Origin of the sequence: Rhizobium sp. WW_1, assembly GCF_003610155.1 — a bacterium.
GTDB lineage: Bacteria > Pseudomonadota > Alphaproteobacteria > Rhizobiales > Rhizobiaceae > Rhizobium > Rhizobium tropici_A.
In genome coordinates this window covers 372,285-392,516 of record NZ_RAIN01000004.1, presented here as the reverse complement: position 1 = coordinate 392,516, position 20,232 = coordinate 372,285, and the positions used below count along the sequence as shown (strand labels likewise).

The window sequence follows — 20,232 nt, the reverse complement described above, 5'->3', positions numbered from 1 at the left end:
TGAGCGAGGGGCAGGCCGATAGATCCGGTGCGTCGCGGGAACGTTTAGGCATATTCGTGTTGCGTGCTGACTTGAGTCACGCCTTTCAGGATGTCAGCCGCTTTCTCGGCGATCATTACCGTTGCCGCATTGGTATTCGATGAAATCAGTCTCGGCATGACCGAGCTGTCGCACACCCTTAGCCCATCTATGCCGCGAACCTTGAGTTCGGGATCGACCACGGCGTCATCTGCGCTGCCCATCCGGCATGTTCCGACCGGATGGTAGGCGGAGCGCGCATATTGCCGGGCAAATTCGCGGTACTCCGCCTGGGTGCGAATATTTCCGTCGGGTAGATGCAGCCTTCTCACGAACGGCTTGAAGGCGGCCTGGGAAAGAATTTCCTGGCTGATCTTGATGCCATCGACGGCCCGTTCGAGATCATAGGGTTCGGCAAAGGCGTTGGGATCGATCAACGGCGCGACGCGCAGATCCTTGGAACGGAGCGTGACGGTTCCGCGCGATCTCGGGCGGACATGATAGGAGTTCAGCGTGCAGCCGTTGCCGCCGGGCACGCCGTCTATGCCTGCCTCTACGCCTGCGCCGGGAAGAAAATGAAACTGGATGTCCGGCGTCTTCTCGTTGCGGTCTCCCCACCAGAAGCCGCCACCTTCGACGATATTCGAAGCGACCGGCCCTTTGCCGAACAACGCATATTCCATGCCGGCGGCAATCTGCCAGCGCCGTTTCTTGTATCGGTCGATACCATAGGGGCCGCTCAGTTCGGCAAGCACGTCGACGTCCATATGGTCCTGTAGATTCTTGCCAACCTGCGGCAGGTCGCGAACGACGTCGATGTCGAGTGCGCGCAATTCGTTTGCCGGTCCGAGACCCGATAGCATCAGCATTTTCGGCGAGCCGATCGCCCCTGCCGTCAGAATGACTTCCCGCTCAGCTCTCAACAGCACGGGCCGCCCGTTCTCGATCAGTTCGACGCCGACGGCACAGCCGTTCTCGATGACGATACGGTGGACGGCGGCGTCCGTGCGAACGGTCAGGTTCCTGCGGGTCATGGCCGGTCTCAGATAGCCGACGGCCGTGCTGCTGCGCCGGCCCTTGCGCGTCGTCGTTTGATAAAACCCGGCGCCCGCCTGCGAGCCGGCATTGAAGTCGGGATTGAATGGCAGTCCCGCTTCCTGAGCCGCGCGAGCGAAGACACGGGTCAGCGCGTGTGGCGTCTGCGAACTGACGCCGAGCGGCCCCTCCGTCCCATGATGGGGGCCGCCGTAGGTATCGTTGCCTTCGGATTTGCGAAAATAGGGGCGGACATCTTCATAGCCCCAGCCAGAGCAACCTTCGAGGTCACGCCAGCCGTCGTAATCTTCCGGGCATCCGCGCGTGAAAACCTGCGCATTGATCGAGCTGCCGCCGCCGAGAACGCGCGCTTGCGGATAGACCATCGTACGACCGGCGATTTCACGTCCGGCGACGGTTTCATATCCCCAAATCAATGGACCAGACGTCATCTTGAAGAAGCCCACTGGCAGATGGATGTAGATGTTCTTGTCCTGCGGGCCTGCTTCCAGCAAAGTCACCGAAACATCGGCGTCCTCGCTCAGACGCGCCGCGAGCACGCAGCCTGCCGAGCCACCTCCTACGATGATATAGTCGGGCATCCTTATCCTCCGAAGAATCTGCAGATGCTGGGATTTCCTCATCGCCCCGCACCACTTTGTCATCACATTCTCAAGTCTCTTGCTCCTCGTCAAGAGAAAGGGTACGGTTATAGTCTTGAAGGGTTGTCGTACAAATGATACGCAAGAACTGCTTCAGATCTGGGTGTCGCGGGAAAAAGGACGGCATCCGATTTACGTCATTCAAAGGGAGGTTTTCGAATGACAACAAGGTTGAATTCCCCTTTCGGCGCCATAAGTCGCCGTTCTTTTCTGGCGACGGTTGCAGCGGGCGCTACCGTTGCGGCATTGCCGAGGCAACTCTTTGCCGCCGACAAGCCGACGCTCGTCACGTCGATCCGTTCGCTGTCCAATCCCTATCATGCCGTCTGGAAAACCGGAGCCGAAGCTTTCGCCCAATCGGTCGGCCTCGATCACGTGACCCTCGTCTCGGAGGGGAACAGTGAAAAGGGCATCGCCGACATCAAGGCGATGCTTGCCAAGACCGGCGGCAACATGGTGCTGAACTCCGATCCGAACGATACGCCCGATGCCCGCCCGATCGTCGAGGCATGCGCCAAGGCCGGCGCCCATGTGGTGACGCAATGGAACAAGCCGGATGATCTGCATCCGAAGGACTTCAACCCCTTCTACGTCTCGCATATCGAGTTCGACGGCATTTCAAGCGGCAAGCAGATCGCCGAGATTCTGTTCAAGGCTATGGGCGGTTCCGGCGGCATCATCGCGCTTGGTGGACAGATCTCGAATACTGCGGCGATCGAGCGCAAGAAGGGGCTCGAGGAAGCACTGGCCGCCAATCCCAACATCAAGCTTCTCGATTTCCAGGTTGCCAACTGGAAATCATCGGAAGCCTACGATCTGACGGGCAATTTGCTCACGCGTTTCGGCGACGATGTGAAGGGCGTATGGGCGGCCAATGACGATATGGGCACCGGCGCCCTTGAGGCGCTGCGCGCCGAAAACCTTGCCGGCAAGGTGCCGGTCGTCGGTGTCGACGGCATCAAGGCGGCGGTTGACGCCGTGCGCAAGGGTGAATTTGCCTGCACGGTCACCTCCGATCCCTTCTGGCAGGGCGGCATGGGTCTCGCCATCGGCCTGGCTGCTCTGCAAAAGAAGTTCGATCCGGCCAAGGAGCCGCCGGAACATCGGGAGTTCTACGGCAAGGCCGTCCTCATCGCGAAGGACAATGTCGAGGACTACTACAAGACGAATATCGACTCCCATCCGAACCTGGACTGGACCGATCTGTGGGGTCGCGTGACAGGTGTCATCCGGACTTGATTACCCCCTGCCGGCGGCCGCGGCTCCTCCCGTGGTCGCATCATCGCTGGCGGGCGCTATTGCGTCCGCCAGTTCCCCTGATGCCGCAGCGAGGTATAATCTGTTGACCGTCAATGCCGAACACATCAAACCCAATCAGGAAAGCGAGCGGGCGAACGCCATGCCAACGATTGGAAGCCGCCTTTTCAGCCAGGCGAATGCCAAACGCCTGCGCGCCTACGCTCCGGTCCTCGTACTGATCGCGCTTTGCATCCTGATCAGCCTCGCCAATCCCAATTTTATCGAGCCGCGGAATCTGGTTCGCATCGCTAACTCCGCCGCCGTGCCATTGACGCTTGCGATGGGATTGACCTTCATTATCCTGCTCGGCAGCATCGATCTTTCCGTCGAAGGATCGCTTTCGATTGCCGCCATGGTGACCGTGCTGCTGGCCACCAATGATGCGAACGCGAACTCCTATGGCTGGCTGGCCGTCATCGCCGCGATTGCTGCAAGTACAGTCATGGGCCTTACGACCGGCATCATCCAGACATTCCTCAGGATTCCATCCTTCATGGCGACGCTCGGCGTCTGGTTCATCGGCCTCGGCATTTCGGTGTATATGCTCGGCGGCTCAGCCGTGCGACTGATGGACCCGTCGATCCGGGATCTCGCGCTTGCTCGCCTGCTTGGCCTGCCGTTTGCGGTGTGGGTGGCACTTGGCGCATTCCTGCTTGCCTGTACGGTCCAGTATTATACCAGGCTCGGGCGCCACATCATGGCGATCGGCGGCGGCGAGGATGTCGCCGAACTCTCAGGCATCAACCTTCGCCGCGTACGCATCATGGCGTTCGGGCTCGCCGGCTTCTTCTTCGGTGTCGCCGGTGTGTTGGCCGCCGCCCAGCTTGGCCGCTCGGATGCCGTTATCGCCGATGGTCGTCTCTTCGCCGCGGTCACGGCCGTTGTCGTCGGCGGGACCGCGCTGACGGGCGGCGAGGGTGGCGTCGTCAATACGCTGATTGGGGTGCTGATCGTCACGGTGCTCAGCAACGGCATGATCCTGCTCGGCATCTCTCCTTATGTGCAGCAGACGGTTCAGGGGCTGATGATCATTGCCGCTGTTGCGCTGTCGCTCGACCGCCTGCGTCTCCAGATCGTGAAGTGACCGCCATGCTCTCAACCAACCGGATCAGTAAATCCTTCGCAGGCGTTCCCGCATTGAAGGATGTCTCCCTGGACATCAGGCCGAACGAGGTCGTCGGATTGATCGGCGAAAACGGCGCCGGCAAATCGACCCTCATGCGCATCCTTGCCGGGACACACCAGCCGGACGGCGGCACGCTTATGCTCGATGGCAAGCCGCTGAAGCTGCATAATGCGCGCGATGGCGCCGTCCATGGCATCGGCATGGTGTTTCAGGAGCAATCGCTGCTGCTGAATCTTTCCGTTGCCGAGAACATCTATCTCGGACAGGAGGATCAGTTCGTCCGCCTCGGGATCATGAACTGGAGGGCAATGCGAGAAGCCGCCAGGCGGCAGCTCGCCAAGATCGGCGTTGACATCGACGTTACCGCGCGAACCTCCGAGCTGACATTTGCCGCTCGCCAAATGGTCGAGCTTGCCAAGGCGCTGACGCTCGAGGAGACGGTCTCCCGCCCGCTGATTATCCTTCTCGACGAACCGACATCCGTGCTCAGCGGCAGCGATATCGACGTTCTGTTCAGGCGCGTACGATCGCTGAAGTCGCGAGCGAGCTTTGTTTTCGTGTCGCACCGGCTGGACGAAGTCCTGCGCATTTCCGATCGCGTCTATACCATGAAGGATGGTCAGGTCGTCGCTGAACATCAGGCTGCGGATGTGACGGGACCTGAGTTGCACGAAATCATGGTGGGTCGCGGTCTGCAGGCCACCTATTACAAGGAAGACAAGCAGCTTCCGCCGCGCAGCGAGATTGTCGTCGATGCCAGCCGTTTGTCGATCGAAGGCGCATTCCGCGATGTCGATCTGCAGATCAGGGCCGGCGAGATCGTCGGCATTGCCGGTGTCGTCGGCTCCGGTCGTGAGGAAGTGACCCGCGCCATTGGCGGCTTTCTTACCCACACTGGCGGGATCCTTAAAATCAACGGCGAGCCAGTCCAGTTTCGCTCGCCCGAGCAGGCCGTCCGCAAGCGCGTCGGCTATATCCCGCGCGAGCGCCGCCTCGAAGGTCTCGTGATGTTTCTCTCTATCGCCGAGAACATTAGCCTGGCTGATCTCTCCTGCGTCATGCGAAACGGTGCCATCAGCTACGGCCGCGAACGCCGGCTTGCCAGCGACTGGATCAAGCGGCTGCGTATCAAGGCGCCAGGCCCGGACATCGCTTGCCGCAAGCTCTCCGGCGGCAACCAGCAGAAAGTCGTGCTGGCGCGATGGATGACCGCCGGCTCGCGGATTCTTGTTCTCGATCATCCGACCCGCGGGCTCGATGTCGGCGCCAAGGAGGAAGTCTACGAGCTTGTCCGCGAATTGTCTGCGCAGGGCGTCGCGATCCTTTTGATCTCCGACACGCTGGAGGAGACGATCGGGCTCTCCCACCGGGTGCTTGTGATGCGCGACGGTGCGGTGACGGCTCATTTCGACGCGACACCGGGCAACAAGCCGGATCAGGTCGATCTGGTGCGGGCAATGGTATGAGGAGGAGATGATGGAACGCATGAAGGATATCAAATCGCTTCTCGCCACCGGTTGGATGCAAGGCGCGATACCGCCCGCCTTGCTCGTGGTTCTGGTGCTCATTGTCGAGGTTGCCGCGCCGGGCTTCCTGACTGGCGATACGCTCATCCTGCTTCTTTCGAATACGGCCGTGCTCTTCATTCTCGCCGCGGGCGTGACCTTCGTCATTCTCATCGGCGGCATTGATCTGTCGATCCAGGCGGTAGCGTCGCTTGCGAGCGTCATTCTTGCTCAGTTGCTGCCGCAGATCGGAGCGCTGGCCTTTCCCGTAGCGATATTGTCCGGTCTCGCCTTCGGCATTCTAAGCGGCTACGTGCATGTCCGGTTGAAGGTGCCATCCTTTGTGGCGACGCTTGCCACCGGCGGTGTCGTTGCCGGCATTGCGCTCTGGGCCGCGGCTGGACGGGCAATTACCATCGAGGAAGGGGGCCGCCAGAATACGGCCTGGATCAATGGCACCTTTGCCGGTTTGCCCACGGTGATCTGGATTGCCGCTGTCATCGGCGTTCTCGCCTATGTCGGACTGCGCTACACGCGATTCGGGCGGCATAGTCTGGCGATCGGCGCGGGCGAACCGGCAGCGATCGCCGCCGGCATCAATGTCGAGCGCACGAAGATTGCCGCCTTTGCGATCTCAGGCATGCTCGCGGCCATCGCCGGGACCATATTGGCCGCGCGCCTGTCGAGCGGCTCACCCAACCTTGCGAACCAACTGCTCCTGCCCGCCATAGCGGCTGTCATCGTCGGCGGTACGGCGATTACCGGTGGCCTCGGCGGCGTGGCGCGAACCGCCGTCGGCGCGCTGATCATTTCGATCGTCCGCATCGGCATGACATTCGTCGGGATCAACATCTTCGCGGAAAACGTCGTCTTTGGCGCCGTTCTCATTCTTGCGGTCGCGATCACGATCGACCGCAGCAAGATCGCCATCATCAAATGATCGGGTGGCGATGATGACGGCTCACAAAGAAAAAGGCCGCATGCTGCGATGCGGCCTCCAAGTGCAAGAAGGATGGTTACATCGTGTCGAGGCCGATCAGCTCGATCTTGTAGCCATCCGGGTCTTCGATGAAGGCGATGTGTGTCGTTCCATGCAGCATAGGACCCGGCGGACGCGGGATCTTTGCACCCTGCTTTTCCAGTGCGGCGCAGACGGCGTAAATGTCGTTGACGCCAAGGGCCAGGTGGCCGAAGCCGGTGCCGAGTTCATAGGGCTCTTCCCGGCCCCAGTTGTAGGTCAGTTCGACAACTGTATCCGTCTCCTCCGGGCCGTAGCCGACAAAGGCGTTGGTAAACTTTCCGCCCGGATAGTCGTCCTTGCGAAGCAGCTTCATTCCGAGCAGCTCGGTGTAGAACTTGATCGATCGATCAAGATCGAAAACACGGATCATCGTATGCATCATGCGAAATTGGCCGGACGTTGCGGTCATAATGCGAATCCTCCTGCAAGTTATCGTTTTTACACTGGTTTTTAGCGAGAGCGGGGCGATGGAACTGGTCCATGCACTTGATGTTGGAAACCAGTGTTGTATGATAACCATGTAAGTGACCTAATTGTCCAGCCGTTTTCAGAGATTGAGTCGGAGCAAAAGATGAACGCCCAGTCGCCCCTCAAGGAAAGAGCGCTTGCAGCCCTTTCTGCCGCGATGCCGACGGATCTGCTTCTAACGGATGCGGAAGCATTAGAACGTTACAGCCGCGATTGGTCGGGCGATCACTATGGCAGGCCGCTTGCGGTCGCTCGGCCGCGATCGACCGAGGAGCTCAGCTATTTCATGGCCTGCTGCCACGAACTCGGCATGCATGTCGTGCCACAGGGCGGCTTGACTGGTCTCGTCGGTGCGGCGGTTGCGAGCTTTCCGGAAGGGGAAGTCGTCGTCTCGCTCGAGCGCATGAACAAGGTGCGCTCGGTCAATCCGATCGATTTTGCGATGGTGGTGGAGGCCGGATGCATTCTGGAGGATGCCAAGCGCCACGCGGAAGCTGCCGACTGTATCTTGCCGATCACGTTCGGCGCGCAGGGCAGTTGCCGCATCGGCGGAAACGTCTCCACCAACGCGGGCGGTTTCAATGTGCTGCGCTACGGCATGACCCGAGATCTGGTGCTCGGACTGGAGGTTGTCTTGGCTGACGGGCGCATCTGGAACGGGCTCAGAACCCTGCGCAAGGACAATCGCGGTTACGATCTGAAGCAGCTCTTCATCGGAGCGGAAGGGACGCTCGGCATCGTCGCGGCCGCTGCCCTCAAAGTGTTTCCGAAGCCTGAACAGGTTGAGACGGCGCTGGTCGGCCTTGAGTCCGTCGAGGCAGCAATGCAGCTTTATGCGCGGGCGCGGCGGCAATGCAGCGATCTACTGACCGCTTTCGAGCTCATCTTGCGGGGCGGTATCGAGATCGCCATCAACGCCAGGGAGGATCTCAACGATCCGCTGAGCCAGTCCTATCCGGTCTATGTGCTGATCGAGGCGTCTGCCGCCGGTCGCGTCGATCTGAAGGCGCTGCTTGAAGGCTTCTTCGCCGATGCGTCCGACCTCGTGCTCGATGGTGTCATCGCGAGCAGCAAGGCGCAGGGTGAGCGGCTTTGGCTGCTCAGGGAAATGATGGTGGAGGCCCAGGGCCGCGGTGGACGGTATCTGCGCACGGATGTGTCCGTTTCGATATCGAGCATCGCTGCCTTCGTTTCCGAAACCCTGGCCGCACTTGCGGACAAGTACCCGGAAGCGATCGCCGTGACCTACGGCCATGTCGGCGACGGCAATATCCATCTGAACATCGTGCCGCCGGAGGATATGCCCGCAGAGGAATACGATAGCTTGTTCCACGCGACCGAAGAGGTGATCTTCGATGTCGTCGACCGGCATGGCGGTTCAATCAGCGCCGAACATGGGATTGGCAAGATCAAGCAGGCCGCTTTTCTGAAGCGGGCCGATCCCTTGACGTTGGAGCTGGCACGCCGGATCAAGGACGCATTCGATCCGGAGCATTTGCTGAGCGAAGGCCGGATTCTGGCAAGCGCGCAAGGGAAAGCAGGGGGCTAGGACATGACGCTGAAATTGGACAAGGTCAATCGAGGCCCGCATTTGTCGACATTGGTAGCAAGCTCGATTTCACGCGAAATCGCGCAGGGACGTTTGCGGCCCGGCGACCAACTGCCGACGGAACAGCAACTGGCGCAGACGTTCGGTGTCAGCCGCAATGTCGTTCGCGAAGCGATTGCCCGTCTGCGTTCGGAGGGTCGGATCTGGTCGCAACAGGGCCGAGGCGCTTTCGTGGCGGACCAGCCGAATACCACGGTGCTGACCATCGATTTCGACGCTTTGCAGCAGGCCAATGCCTTCCAGTCCCTGTTCGAGCTGCGCGGCATTCTTGAAGTGCAGGCGGCAGCCCTTGCCGCGCGTCGCCGCAGCGACGAGGATTTGCAGGCCATGAAGGATGCGCTCGCAACGATGCAGGCAGCACCTTATGGCAGCGTCATGTGGCTGAAAACCGATCTTCAGTTCCACAAGACCGTCGCGGCTGCGACCGGTAATGTCTACATGCTTCAGTTTTTGACTTTCGTCTCCGAAAAAGTGCGAGAGAGCATTCTGGCCTCCGGTAATCAGCGAGGGTCCGAGGATCTCGCCGCCGTCACGCTTGGCGAACATCAGCGCATTCTCGATGCCATCGAGACAAGGAATGAAGCCGAGGCTCAGGAGGCGATGCGTGCGCATCTCCACGGTGCCGCAAGCCGTGTCGGCCTCGCTGAGGAGCAATCCGACTAAACACCGATCGAGGGTTTCAAATGACAGGAAGACTTGAGGGCAAGACCGCCGTCGTCACAGCGGCGGGGCAAGGGATGGGGCGCGCCACGGTACTTGCCTTTCTGAGGGAAGGAGCAAAGGTCTGGGCAACCGACCTCGATGAAGCCAAGCTGGAAACGTTGCGCGATCATGCCGGCGTTTCCGTGCGCAAGCTGGACGTGCTGAACACAGAGGACATCCAGGCATTCTCCAAGAGCATCGAAGCGCCGGACATTCTCTTCAATTGCGCCGGCTTCGTCCATAACGGCGCCATTCTCGATTGCGACGAGGACGCTTTCGATTTCTCGGTCAACCTCAACATTCGCGCCATGTATCGGATGATCCGTGCCTTCCTGCCAGGCATGATCGAACGCGGCGGCGGTTCAATCGTCAACATGGCGTCTGTCGCCTCGACCGTGATCGCCGCACCCAATCGCTTCATCTATGGCACCACCAAGGCTGCCGTCATCGGTCTCACGAAATCCGTAGCACTCGACTATGTGACGAAGGGCATTCGGGCCAATGCGATTTGTCCCGGAACGGTCGAAAGTCCTTCCCTGCAGGATCGTATGCGGGCGCTCGGCGACTATGACCAGGCGCGTGCGAGTTTCATCGCACGCCAGCCGATGGGACGGCTCGGAACCGCTGAGGAGGTGGCCGATCTCGTGGTTTATCTCGCCAGCAACGAATCCGCCTTCATGACCGGTAACGCCATCGTCATCGATGGCGGCTGGGCAAACGCCTGATCGTCACTTTGTTTTCAAGAAGGAGCCTGGAATGAAGCTCATACGATACGGAGCACGCGGCGCGGAAAAGCCCGGCATGCTCGATGGCACTGGCGCAGTGCGCGATCTCAGCGGCAAGGTGGACGACATCGGCGCTGAGACGCTGACGTCTGCCGGCCTTGCCAGACTTGCGGCTGTCGATCCCGCCAGCCTGCCGCTGGTTACCGATCCCGGCCGCTATGGACCCTGTGTCGCTCGGGTCGGCAAGTTCATCTGCGTTGGTCTCAACTATGCCGACCACGCAGCGGAGACCGGCGCCGCAATCCCCGCGGAGCCGATCCTGTTCATGAAGGCGACAAGCGCGATTACCGGCCCCAACGACAATGTTATCATTCCCCGCAATTCGAAGAAAACCGATTGGGAGGTCGAACTCGGCGTCGTCATCGGCGATGAGGCGCGTTACGTTCCGCAAGCCGATGCCATGAAGCATGTCGCCGGCTATTGCCTCATCAACGACGTTTCGGAACGCGAATTCCAGGCCGAGCGCGGCGGGCAGTGGACCAAGGGCAAGTCGGCCGACAGTTTCGGCCCGATCGGACCGTGGATGGTGACGCGGGATGAGGTTGCCGATCCGCAGAACCTGAAGATGTGGCTGTCGGTCGATGGCACGATGCGCCAGAACGGCTCGACGAAGACGATGATCTTCGGTGTCGCCTTCCTCGTGCACTACATCTCGCAATTCATGAGTCTGCAGCCGGGCGACATCATTTCAACCGGCACGCCGCCGGGCGTTGGTCTTGGCATGAAGCCGCCGCTTTTCCTCACCGCCGGACAGACGATCAAGCTCGGTATCGAGGGCCTTGGCGAACAGACCCAACTCACCGTCAACGCGGCTTGATAACGAAATGGGAGGCGCGCGTGGCGCGTCTCCTCTCATCGATAATTCGGTGATCAGCGGGCTCCAAGAATCGTCAAAATACGCAGGGCGGCGCAGGCCGCGCCGTAGCCATTGTCGATATTGCAGACGGTGATACCTGGCGCGCAGCTTGCAAGCATCGCATTCAGCGCCGTTCGCCCGCCTTCCGACGCGCCATATCCAACGGAAGTCGGCACGGCGATCAACGCGCCGTCCACGAGCCCGCCAAGCACGCTGGCAAGGGCCGCATCCATGCCGGCCACCGCGATGACGATGGGATGCCGCCGGATCTCGTCGATGCGCTCCATCAACCGCCAGAGACCGGCAACGCCCACATCGGTTATTAGCGTTGCCTGAACGCCTGCGTGACGAAGAGTGCGCGCAGCTTCCCTTGCAACCCCCGAATCCGAGGTGCCGGCCGCGACGATCGTTATCTTGCCGTTGATGCGTGCCGGCTGCAAAGGTCCGCAGAATGCCGTGCGCGAAAGCAGGCAGTAATCGATATCGGCGACCAATTCCTCCGGGAGTGCGGCGAGCTTACCGGCATCAAGCCGGGTCAGCAGCAGGCCAACGCCACGTGTCTTAGCATCCTTGAGGATCGCTGCGATCTGTTCTGCGCTTTTACCTTCGCAGAACACGGCTTCGTTGAGGCCGATGCGGCTGGCGCGATCGAAATCGAAGACGACGTCCGCTTCACTCATGGTTTTGCTCCGACGAAAGCACTGCCATTGCGATACGCCGCAAAGCTGATCGGCTGGCTGGCAAGCGCCAGGGGCAGCAATGACGTGATTTTGTTTGACAGGTCCGCAGTACCGACCCTTGCCAATCCGGCAACGCTCTCCTGATCGAGCTCGATGACGATGCCGTTTCTGCGCACGCGGCACCGGACGGTGCTTGGTTCCAGTGTCTCGCCGACAAGGCGTTCCACGGCATGAATGGCCCGCAGCGTTTCGGGATCGATGGCGATCGCGGTTTCCACGCGGCTCGAAAGACAGGGCGAAGCGGGCAGTTCGGCAAGCGTGCCGAGGCCGAGACTGCGGGCGAGTTCCCGCACGCCTTTTTTGTCGATCGCTGCTTCGAGATAGGGATGACGGACCTTATGTTGACGCGCAGCATCCAGCCCTGGGCGGTATTCGCCGAGATCGTCCTTATTGGTGCCGGACAACAGCTGCCTGTCCGAGATCCTGCCGATCGCGCCATAGAGGCTGCCCTTGCAGAAGAAGCAGCGGTTTATGGGATTGGCGATGTAGTTCTCGTCGGCGAATTCACCGGCATCAAGGATGCGAAGATTCCAACTCTCGCTCTCCGCAAGCCTCCGTACCCTCTCGGTCGCCTCCGGCGGCACGGCGGGCGAGACGGCATGCATCATCGTGACGTGCGCCGTGCCGAGAAGACGATTCGCGATGACGGCGAGCGTCATGGAATCGACGCCGCCGCTGATGGCGACCGCGCATGTCTCCAGCGACGACAACATAGCTTCCAGTCTCCGCCTCATCGTTCTTCCTCCCGGGATTTTGCTTCCGCGTGACGGCGAAGCCGCGCGCGTTCGACAGCGGTGCCGACAGCAGAAAGATCGTCCGCCTCGAGCTTGGCGGTGAGGCCCGAAGGGCGCTCGACGAGCTTCACGCGCAGCCGCCGACCATCCGCATCGACCGTCGCTGTCTGGCGCGGCAGGACGGTGCGCTGCGTCAGGCTGTGGCGAACCCCGATTGTCGTGGTCTCGTCGAAGATGGCGGCGATGACATCGTCACGGCCGGCCGGCTCGGTCAGGACACGCAGATGCGTCATCATCCTGCCCTTCTTGCCGAAGACAGGCATCTGTATGACGTCGAGGACGCCGGCCCTGCTGCGCAGATTGTCAATTGCCTGCGCAATGTCCTCGCTCGTCTGGTCGTCGATCTCGCATTCGAGAATGGCGACCTCATCCCGCGGCGTGGAAACTGCAAGCGGCTCGAAAGCAAGTAGGCGCAGGCAATTGCTCAGCCCCGGTAGGCGCTTCGTTCCGAAACCGTGAGCCGATGCCAGCAATCGGCGTGGAGCATGGGATGTTTCGAAGGGATCGCAGAGGTGACGCAGGATCGCCGCGCCCGTCGGCGTCACTCGCTCGCCGGCAATTCCGTCGTCGATGGTCGTGAAGCCTTCCATCAAGAGGGCAGTCGCCGGTGCCGGCACGGCGAGCAGACCATGCGCGGTCCGCACACGTCCGGAGCCGAGCGGCAGCGGCCCGACAGTCCATTTGGCGACGCCAAGCCTCGAGATGAGCCAGGCCGCAGCGACGATATCCGCGATCGAATCCCATGCGCCGACTTCATGGAACTGGACATGCTCCGGATCAGTGCCATGCACTCTCGCTTCGGCCTCGGCCAGATGCGTGAAGATGCCGATTGCGTGCCTTAAGGTTTCGGCGTCTAGCGCCGAGCCAAGGAACGCCTGACGGATCATCGACCAATTAACATGATCATGATGGGGGTGGTCCTCGGAGGTGGGATGATGCGCCGGCGCTTCATTGGTCTGCATCTCCGCCGGCTGTTGATGTCGTTGCACGAGAAATCGACGCCCGACCAGAATGCCGTCATCGTGATGGAGCGGCTCGAACGTGACATCCGGGATCATCGGGCAGAGCGACAGGGTCGTCAAAAGATCCTTTTCAAGGTCTGGCCGAAAATCCAGAAGCGCCGCCACGAACATGTCGCCGGCAATTCCACCGATCGGGTCGAGATGAAGTTCAAGCATTGGGCCGTGCGCCTATTCGGGTTTTGCTGGTTGCAAGGAGACTCCGTTCATCGACGCGATGACATCGGACAAGGCCGGGACGAATGCTTCCCCATGTCCGGAAGCGACGGCCGCCGCAAAGCTGTTGCGCACCGCAGCACCGACCGGGTTGGCCGCTTGAACGGACTGGGCAAAGGATGCGAGATACGACATGTCCTTCAGCGCATTCACCATCGCAAAGCGCTGAGCATTCTCGTTGCGGTTCAGCACGAATTCGAAGAAGGCCTGATAGAAGCCGCAGTCCATGCGGCTGCCGCGCAGGACACTATCGAAGACTTCAGGTGTCAGGCCGGCCTTTGCCGCGAGCATCAAGGCTTCGGAATAGATTGCGGAATAGCCCATCGACACGAAATTGTTGAGAAGCTTCATGGTGTGGGCCGTTCCGACGCCGCCGGTTGGAACGATGCGCGCGGCGAAGGCTTCGAGGATCGGGCGGGCACGCGCGACTGCATCTTCGTTTCCGCCCACCATCACGTCGAGCTTGCCTTCGGCCGCTTCCTTTGGCGTCCGCGCAAGGGGAGCGTCGACGAATGTGATGTCGGAGGCTGCGAGCCCTTCGGCAAGCTTGACCGTTACGGCAGGATTGGAGGTCGAGCAGTCGATCAACAGGAGCGGCTTTCCTGCCGCGACAATGCCGTTGCGGCCGGAAACGACCTCTTGAACCTGATCCGAACCCGTCACGCAGAGCAGGATGACGTCGCTCGCTTCGGCAAGTTCTTTCGGCGTCGCCGCTTCGCTCGCGCCAAGCGCCTTGAGCCGGTCGACGGCCTCGCGCTTCCTGTGAGCGAGGACGGTCAGCGGCCACCCCTTTGACAGCAGGTTCGCCGCCATGCCCGAGCCCATGGCGCCAAGCCCGATAAAGCCGATTTTCTCTTTCATTTTTCCCTCCCCGTTAAATTGAAGTCAGTGATCGTCCGAGCTTTTGCTTTTTTGAGTCATATGAGGTAGCTACGATGGAAATGGCCTCGCGGCGGACAGCGGAAACGGACTTCGAGACAGTATGAAGGACAGGGATAACGCCGTCTTCAGCACCATCCAGCAGATGCCTAACCTGCGTAGCGGTCTTGCCGACAGCCTGATTGCCCAGATCGAATCGGGTGATCTCAAGCCGGGTCAGAGGCTCCCGACCGAGCAGGCGATCATGGAGGCGACGGGTGTCAGCCGGACCATCGTCCGAGAGGCGCTCGCTACCTTGCGTGCGAAAGGGCTTATCGTGACGCGGCAGGGCCTTGGCGCCTTCGTTTCCAACGACCCGAAGCCGCGCTCCTTCTCGATCATTCCGAACGATCTGGAATCGATCGACGAAGTGCTTCGTGTCCTCGAGCTTCGTATCGGCATAGAGTACGAGGCGGCCGGGCTTGCAGCACTTCGCCGGACGCCGGAAGATATCGTCCGCATGCAGGATCGCCTCGACGCGCTGGACCGCGCGATCGATGAGGGCGGGTATGGTGCAGAAGAGGATTTCGCCTTTCACCGCACCATTCTCGTCGCGACGCAGAATTCCTATTACAGTCGTCTTTTCGATACTTTCGGGACGGCGATGGTGCCGCGGCAATGGGCGCGGCTCGACAGGATGACGGCCGCTGAGCGCATCCGCCACGCGGCCGGCATGCGCAAGGAGCATCACGCGATCTTCAACGCGATCCGCGATGGCAATGAGGCCGCGGCACGCAAGGCGTTGCGCAATCATCTGTCGAAGAGCACGGCTCGCTTCGAAGAACTCCGTGACGCCAGCCTGCAGCACTGATCGCTCAAACGGCATAGCGAGGCACGACATAGGGACCTTCGGGGATGATTGCGACATTGGGATCTCCGCTTCGTACAATGCTGCGCTCGATCGCTTGGGTGATATCGTCGATCATCTCGACGCCCGTCAGCCTGCGATCATTTCCGGTAAGGCCGGTCGTATAAAGCTCGACCCTGCCGAGCCGCATCGGTTTCAGCTGCATCTCTGTCTGCCATTCGTCGATTTCTGCCAGGCTTTTCGCCGTCAGCGTCGCAAGGAAACGCTCCTGTCCGAGTTCAACGAGTTTGGCTTGCGCCTCGCGGAACTCGCCAGAGCCGAAGCCCTCGGAACACTCTGAAGCGATGATCAGCGTGCCGCCAGGCTTCAGGATATCGAGTGGCGTCACCATACCCTTGATCGTCTGGTAATAGGTCTTGTCCAGCGGATAGCCGGCGGAAGAGGTGACCACGGTGGAGAACTTTCGATCTATCGGCACATGCGTGGCATTGCTGACGAAGTTCACGGCGGCCTGATGGCTCGCGATGATCTCGCCGAAGGTGATACAGACAAGATCGCGGTCCTCATCGAGAACAGTGTTGAGCGCATGGACCTCGCCCAGCATTCGTACGATCTCAAGCTGCTCCTCATGCAGCGGATTGCCGACGAGATTGCATTGGACGGCCAGCGGATCTTCCATGAAACGGGCGGAGTGAAAGGTGCGGATCGTTTCGTGATGCGCGACGCCGGGCGAGATCACCTTGCGGCCGCCGGACCAGCCGGCCATGAAATGCGGTTCGACAAGGCCGGTCGCGATACGTAGATCCGCCTCGACGAACAGGCGATCGAGCTTGACCGGCGTCTGTCGTATTGAGGTGAAACCGAGATCGACATGGGCCGCCTCGTCGCGGGCATAGTGGTTTTCGACGCGAACATTCTCCAGGACCCAGGGGTCGCCGATGAGTTCGGCGAGTTCTTCGCCGAGATTGGGGCGATGCAGTCCGGTTGCAACGAGGATTGATATTCTGTCCAGTGGAATGCCCGACGTCGCCATGATCTCGATCATCGGCCGCAGGAACAGTCGGTTCGGAACCGGTCGGGTGATATCGCAGATCAGGATGCAGGCACTCGAGCGACCCTTCGACAATCCGGCAAGCGGCGCCGAACCGATAGGTGCTGCAAGTGCTGCGGCGATGGCGGCACGGGCATCCGGTAGTTTCGGCAGGACTTTCTTGCGAACGAGCGTCGGCTTGGCATGCGCGGGCATAGCAAATTCCAGGTGTCCGCGACCGTAGGAAATCGAGACCGCGTCCATCATGCCTTCTCCGCAACGCCGCCGAGATAGAGTTCGCGCATGAGCGACATGTCCTTCAATTGCGCGATGGGACCGGATGTGGCGATACGGCCGTTCTGCATGAGATAGCCGCGCGTGGCGACCGAAAGTGCCAGTCCGGCATTCTGTTCGACAAGCAGCACCGACGCGCCGAAGGTCTTGCCGATATCGAGGATGATCGCCTGGATCTCCTTGACGAGCAGCGGCGAAAGCCCGAGCGAGGGCTCATCGAGCAGGAGAACCTTGGGCCTTGCCATCAGGCCGCGGGCAATCGCCAGCATCTGTTGCTGACCGCCGCTAAGCGACCCGCCTTTCTGCTGGCGTTTCGTTGCAAGGATCGGAAAGAAGCTCTCCATCGTCTTGACGTCGGTCTCGATGGCATCGCCGTCGCGTCTTGCGTAGGCACCGAGACGGAGGTTTTCCTCAACGGTCATCTCGGCGAAGATGCGCCGTCCTTCAGGCACCAGAACCACGCCGCGCTTGGCCATGATATCGGGCGTTCGGCTCGTCAGGTCCTCGCCTGCAAAGCTGATGCGTCCTGCGCGCGGCCTGACGAGTCCGACGATGGTGCGAAGCAGCGTCGACTTGCCTGCACCGTTCGGCCCGAGGATGGTAATCACCTCATTGTCCTCAAGCGTCAGGGAGACATCGCGGTTGACGACGGTCGCGCCATAGCCTGTGGTGACATTCGATACGGTCAAAAGGCTCACAGCGCGCCTCCCAGATAGACTTCGAGCACCTTCGGATCGGCGAGCACAGCCTCGGTCGGCCCGTCCGCGATCTTCGATCCGAAGTCGAGCACGATCAGCCGCTTGCAGAGCATCTGCATCAGTTTCATGTCGTGATCGATGACGCAGACGCTGATGCCATGAGTCGGGAATTGCTGGACAAGCCCGACAAGGGTTGCCGTTTCCTTGTCGTTGAGACCGGCCGCTGGTTCGTCCAGAAGGATAAGCGACGGCCGTGTCGCAAGTGCGAGCGCGATGCCCAAAAGCCGCAGGCTGCCGAACGGCAATACGCCGGCCGTCTCGCCGGCAAGCGGCAAAAGGCCGACAAAATCGAGTAGGGCAGATGGTGTCGCCCAGGGATAGGGGCGGGCGCTACGACGTGCGTGCTCGCAGGCGATCTGCACGTTTTCCCAGACGGACAGGCCCGGAAAGGCCATTGCTTGCTGGAAAGTGTAGCCGATGCCGGCACCGGAAATCTCATAGGCGGCAAGACTGGTAATATCGCGGCCGCGCCAGCTGACCTTGCCTTCCGTCGGCTTGTGCACGCCGGTGATGACGTTGAAGAGGGTCGTCTTGCCGGAGCCGTTCGGCCCGACGATCCCGAGGATTTCGCCTTCCTCGATCGAGACATCGATCCCTGACAGTGCCGTCAGCCCGCCGAACTGCTTCTTCAGTCCCTTGATGTCGAGGATCGCGCTCATCGGCTGGCCTCCGACGCGCGCTTGCCGCCCGCGTGATGTGCCGCGTCCTTCGGACCATTGCCGCGCAGGAGGCGCTGCCAGCCATCCATCAGGCCGGCAATCAGACCATTCGGCAGAAGCAGGATGACGGCGATCAGGCAGACACCGTACAGAATGCGGGATTCAACCGGGTCGAGGTTCAGGACTTCAGGCAGGAAGGACACGAGGATGCCGCCGGCAATCGGACCGAGCAGGAGACGGGCACCGCCGATCATCACCATGAGGGCCAGGTAGATGCTTGGGAAGGATGCAAATTGGCTGGGCGAGATGTGGCGCAGGAAATAGGCGAGCAGGACGCCGGAGACACCGGCGAACACGCCGCTGACCACGAAGGCGCCGATTTTATGCCTGCCGACATTGATGCCGAGGGAGGCCGCGAGTTTTTCGTTTTCGCGAATGGCCCGTAATGTGCGGCCATACGGGGAGTTGATGATGGCCCAGCTAGCGATAGCGCTGAGCGTCACGAATGCCAGGACGATATAATAATAGGGCATCAGATCATCGGCCTGTACGCCGAGAAAACTGACCGGCAGCTGCAGGTCGAGGCCGGTTGCCGCACCCGTATAGTCGCCGCCATTGGTCAGAACGATAGTCAGCAACTGACCGAAGGCGAAGGTCATGATCACGAAATGATGGCCCGAAACCCGCAGCGACGGCACACCGATGATAACGGCGGCGATTGCCGCAAAGATGCCGCCCAGCGGCAGAGCAATCCAGAAGCCAAGGCCGGCGTCGCGCGCCAGCACCGCGGCGGCATAGGCGCCGACCCCGACGAGAGCTGCATGACCCATCGACAGGATGCCGGTCTGGCCGAACAGGACGGACAAGCCATAAAGCGCAACGATATTGATGCCGGCCGAGATCGCCAGCGACAGCAGGCGGTTGCTCGGTCCAAGCGCCGGCATGGCGGCAAGCACGATCAGGACGGCGAGGGCCGGAACCAGCGAGCGCAGAGAGGAAAGTGTGGTGTTCATGGTTCACTCCCGTCTCAGGCCATCTTCGGGCCGCTCGTACCGCCGAAGAGGCCGTTCGGGCGAAAGAGCAGGACAAGGATCATCAATGCGAAGGAATAGGCATCGGTCCATTCGGAGAAACCATATCCAGCGCTGAAGCCTTCGACGATCCCGAGGATGAGACCTGCCACCACGGCGCCTGTCAGGTTTCCAAGGCCGCCGATCAGCGCCACAGCGAACCCCTTCATCACCATTGTGCCTCCGGTAAACGGCGTGATGGGGAAGAGGGCGATCAGCAGCGCTCCACCGAGACCTGCGAGCGCGCTGCCGAGCACGAAGACGCCGGTAATGTAGCGTCGGACCGGAATCCCCATCAGTGCGGCGGTATCGCGGTCGTCGACTGCGGCGCGCAGTGCACGGCCGTAGCGGCTGCGGGTGACCACGGCGAAGGTCATCGCCACGACGGCAATGGTAACGAGAATGACCATGATGCGGACGGAGGCGATGCGGACGCCGCCGACATCCCAGATGCCTGAAAGCGGGCGCGGAATGCTTTTCTGGTTCGGATCGTAAAAGAAGATGACGATGTGCTGCAGAACGACGATGAGGCCGAGCGAAACGATGAAACCGTTGGTCGGTCGCGTCAGCGTGAATCGGAACAAGCTTCGCTCCAGGACGAAGCCCATCACGCCGACGGCAAGAACTGCGAGCACCAGCGCAATGGGAAAGCCCAATCCCGCTCGGACTGCAAGCCAGGTGACGATGCTGCCGACCATCAGGAACTCGCCATGGGCGAAGTTGATGATGCCAGTTAGTCCGAAGATCAAGGTGACACCGACGGCGATCAGCGTAATGACGCTTGCGATCGACAAACCGTTGAGGAGCTGTTGAATGAAAATATCCACGGCTTCTTTCCGC

Annotated in this window: 20 protein-coding genes; 9 read left to right on the top strand and 11 right to left on the bottom strand. The window is 60.8% G+C overall.

All coding sequences use genetic code 11. The features are described from left to right. Nucleotides 1–44 precede the first annotated feature (44 nt). A complete protein-coding gene (locus BJ928_RS14920) occupies nt 45–1,655 on the bottom strand; it encodes a GMC family oxidoreductase N-terminal domain-containing protein (RefSeq protein ID WP_047630210.1) in 1,611 nt (536 codons plus the stop codon). Nucleotides 1,656–1,874: 219 nt separating this feature from the next. On the opposite strand from BJ928_RS14920, the gene BJ928_RS14915 reads away from it, so the two are divergent. From BJ928_RS14915 to BJ928_RS14900, 4 genes are all read left to right on the top strand, one after another. Then, complete coding sequence (locus tag BJ928_RS14915) at nt 1,875–2,954, top strand: sugar ABC transporter substrate-binding protein (RefSeq protein ID WP_047630209.1); 1,080 nt, start codon at nt 1,875–1,877, stop codon at nt 2,952–2,954. 160 nt (nt 2,955–3,114) lie between these two features. Next, nucleotides 3,115–4,098, top strand: a complete 984-nt coding sequence (locus BJ928_RS14910; RefSeq protein WP_047630493.1) for an ABC transporter permease — start codon at nt 3,115–3,117, stop codon at nt 4,096–4,098. A gap of 5 nt (nt 4,099–4,103) precedes the next feature. Beyond that, on the top strand, nt 4,104–5,606 hold the full coding sequence (locus BJ928_RS14905) for a sugar ABC transporter ATP-binding protein (protein WP_047630208.1): 1,503 nt from the start codon (nt 4,104–4,106) through the stop codon (nt 5,604–5,606). A gap of 10 nt (nt 5,607–5,616) precedes the next feature. Further along, nucleotides 5,617–6,585: an ABC transporter permease gene (locus BJ928_RS14900; protein ID WP_047630207.1), complete on the top strand. Its 969-nt coding sequence runs from the start codon at nt 5,617–5,619 to the stop codon at nt 6,583–6,585. Nucleotides 6,586–6,661: 76 nt separating this feature from the next. Here the strand turns inward: BJ928_RS14900 and gloA are convergent, their stop codons facing one another. Continuing rightward, nucleotides 6,662–7,075 (bottom strand): lactoylglutathione lyase, encoded by a 414-nt coding sequence (gloA, locus tag BJ928_RS14895; RefSeq protein WP_047630205.1) that lies wholly within the window; start codon nt 7,073–7,075, stop codon nt 6,662–6,664. Between the two features lie 162 nt (nt 7,076–7,237). Between gloA and BJ928_RS14890 the strand changes: the two genes are divergently transcribed. From BJ928_RS14890 to BJ928_RS14875, 4 genes are read left to right on the top strand one after another with little or no spacing between them, the layout of a single operon-like run. Continuing rightward, on the top strand, nt 7,238–8,683 hold the full coding sequence (locus BJ928_RS14890) for an FAD-binding oxidoreductase (RefSeq protein ID WP_047630204.1): 1,446 nt from the start codon (nt 7,238–7,240) through the stop codon (nt 8,681–8,683). 3 nt (nt 8,684–8,686) lie between these two features. Then, nucleotides 8,687–9,406 carry a FadR/GntR family transcriptional regulator gene (locus tag BJ928_RS14885; RefSeq protein ID WP_047630203.1) on the top strand — a complete coding sequence of 240 codons (720 nt, stop codon included), beginning with the start codon at nt 8,687–8,689 and terminating at the stop codon, nt 9,404–9,406. Between the two features lie 20 nt (nt 9,407–9,426). Further along, nucleotides 9,427–10,170, top strand: coding sequence for an SDR family oxidoreductase (locus tag BJ928_RS14880; RefSeq protein WP_047630202.1), 744 nt, complete (start codon nt 9,427–9,429; stop codon nt 10,168–10,170). Between the two features lie 31 nt (nt 10,171–10,201). Then, nucleotides 10,202–11,047 carry a fumarylacetoacetate hydrolase family protein gene (locus BJ928_RS14875; RefSeq protein WP_047630201.1) on the top strand — a complete coding sequence of 282 codons (846 nt, stop codon included), beginning with the start codon at nt 10,202–10,204 and terminating at the stop codon, nt 11,045–11,047. 53 nt (nt 11,048–11,100) lie between these two features. Here the strand turns inward: BJ928_RS14875 and larB are convergent, their stop codons facing one another. From larB to BJ928_RS14855, 4 genes are read right to left on the bottom strand one after another with little or no spacing between them, the layout of a single operon-like run. Beyond that, the gene (gene larB / locus BJ928_RS14870) at nt 11,101–11,766 is read right to left on the bottom strand and encodes a nickel pincer cofactor biosynthesis protein LarB (RefSeq protein ID WP_047630200.1); all 666 of its coding nucleotides are present in this window, start codon (nt 11,764–11,766) and stop codon (nt 11,101–11,103) included. Further along, nucleotides 11,763–12,560: a potassium ABC transporter ATPase gene (locus tag BJ928_RS14865; RefSeq protein ID WP_047630199.1), complete on the bottom strand. Its 798-nt coding sequence runs from the start codon at nt 12,558–12,560 to the stop codon at nt 11,763–11,765. Before BJ928_RS14865 ends, larB begins: the two co-directional genes overlap by 4 nt. After that, a complete protein-coding gene (locus BJ928_RS14860) occupies nt 12,557–13,798 on the bottom strand; it encodes a LarC family nickel insertion protein (protein ID WP_047630196.1) in 1,242 nt (413 codons plus the stop codon). Before BJ928_RS14860 ends, BJ928_RS14865 begins: the two co-directional genes overlap by 4 nt. A 12-nt stretch (nt 13,799–13,810) precedes the next feature. Then, nucleotides 13,811–14,716 (bottom strand): NAD(P)-dependent oxidoreductase, encoded by a 906-nt coding sequence (locus BJ928_RS14855; RefSeq protein WP_047630195.1) that lies wholly within the window; start codon nt 14,714–14,716, stop codon nt 13,811–13,813. 121 nt (nt 14,717–14,837) lie between these two features. On the opposite strand from BJ928_RS14855, the gene BJ928_RS14850 reads away from it, so the two are divergent. After that, the gene (locus tag BJ928_RS14850) at nt 14,838–15,584 is read left to right on the top strand and encodes a FadR/GntR family transcriptional regulator (protein WP_047630192.1); all 747 of its coding nucleotides are present in this window, start codon (nt 14,838–14,840) and stop codon (nt 15,582–15,584) included. 4 nt (nt 15,585–15,588) lie between these two features. Here the strand turns inward: BJ928_RS14850 and larA are convergent, their stop codons facing one another. The 5 genes from larA to BJ928_RS14825 are packed head-to-tail and all read right to left on the bottom strand — an operon-like array spanning nt 15,589 to nt 20,219. After that, complete coding sequence (larA, locus tag BJ928_RS14845; RefSeq protein ID WP_047630191.1) at nt 15,589–16,878, bottom strand: nickel-dependent lactate racemase; 1,290 nt, start codon at nt 16,876–16,878, stop codon at nt 15,589–15,591. Further along, nucleotides 16,875–17,603, bottom strand: a complete 729-nt coding sequence (locus BJ928_RS14840; RefSeq protein WP_047630188.1) for an ABC transporter ATP-binding protein — start codon at nt 17,601–17,603, stop codon at nt 16,875–16,877. Before BJ928_RS14840 ends, larA begins: the two co-directional genes overlap by 4 nt. Beyond that, nucleotides 17,600–18,322, bottom strand: coding sequence for an ABC transporter ATP-binding protein (locus BJ928_RS14835; RefSeq protein ID WP_047630187.1), 723 nt, complete (start codon nt 18,320–18,322; stop codon nt 17,600–17,602). Before BJ928_RS14835 ends, BJ928_RS14840 begins: the two co-directional genes overlap by 4 nt. After that, nucleotides 18,319–19,335, bottom strand: a complete 1,017-nt coding sequence (locus tag BJ928_RS14830; protein ID WP_047630186.1) for a branched-chain amino acid ABC transporter permease — start codon at nt 19,333–19,335, stop codon at nt 18,319–18,321. Before BJ928_RS14830 ends, BJ928_RS14835 begins: the two co-directional genes overlap by 4 nt. Nucleotides 19,336–19,349: 14 nt before the next feature. Then, nucleotides 19,350–20,219, bottom strand: a complete 870-nt coding sequence (locus tag BJ928_RS14825) for a branched-chain amino acid ABC transporter permease (protein ID WP_047630184.1) — start codon at nt 20,217–20,219, stop codon at nt 19,350–19,352. Nucleotides 20,220–20,232: the final 13 nt, after the last annotated feature.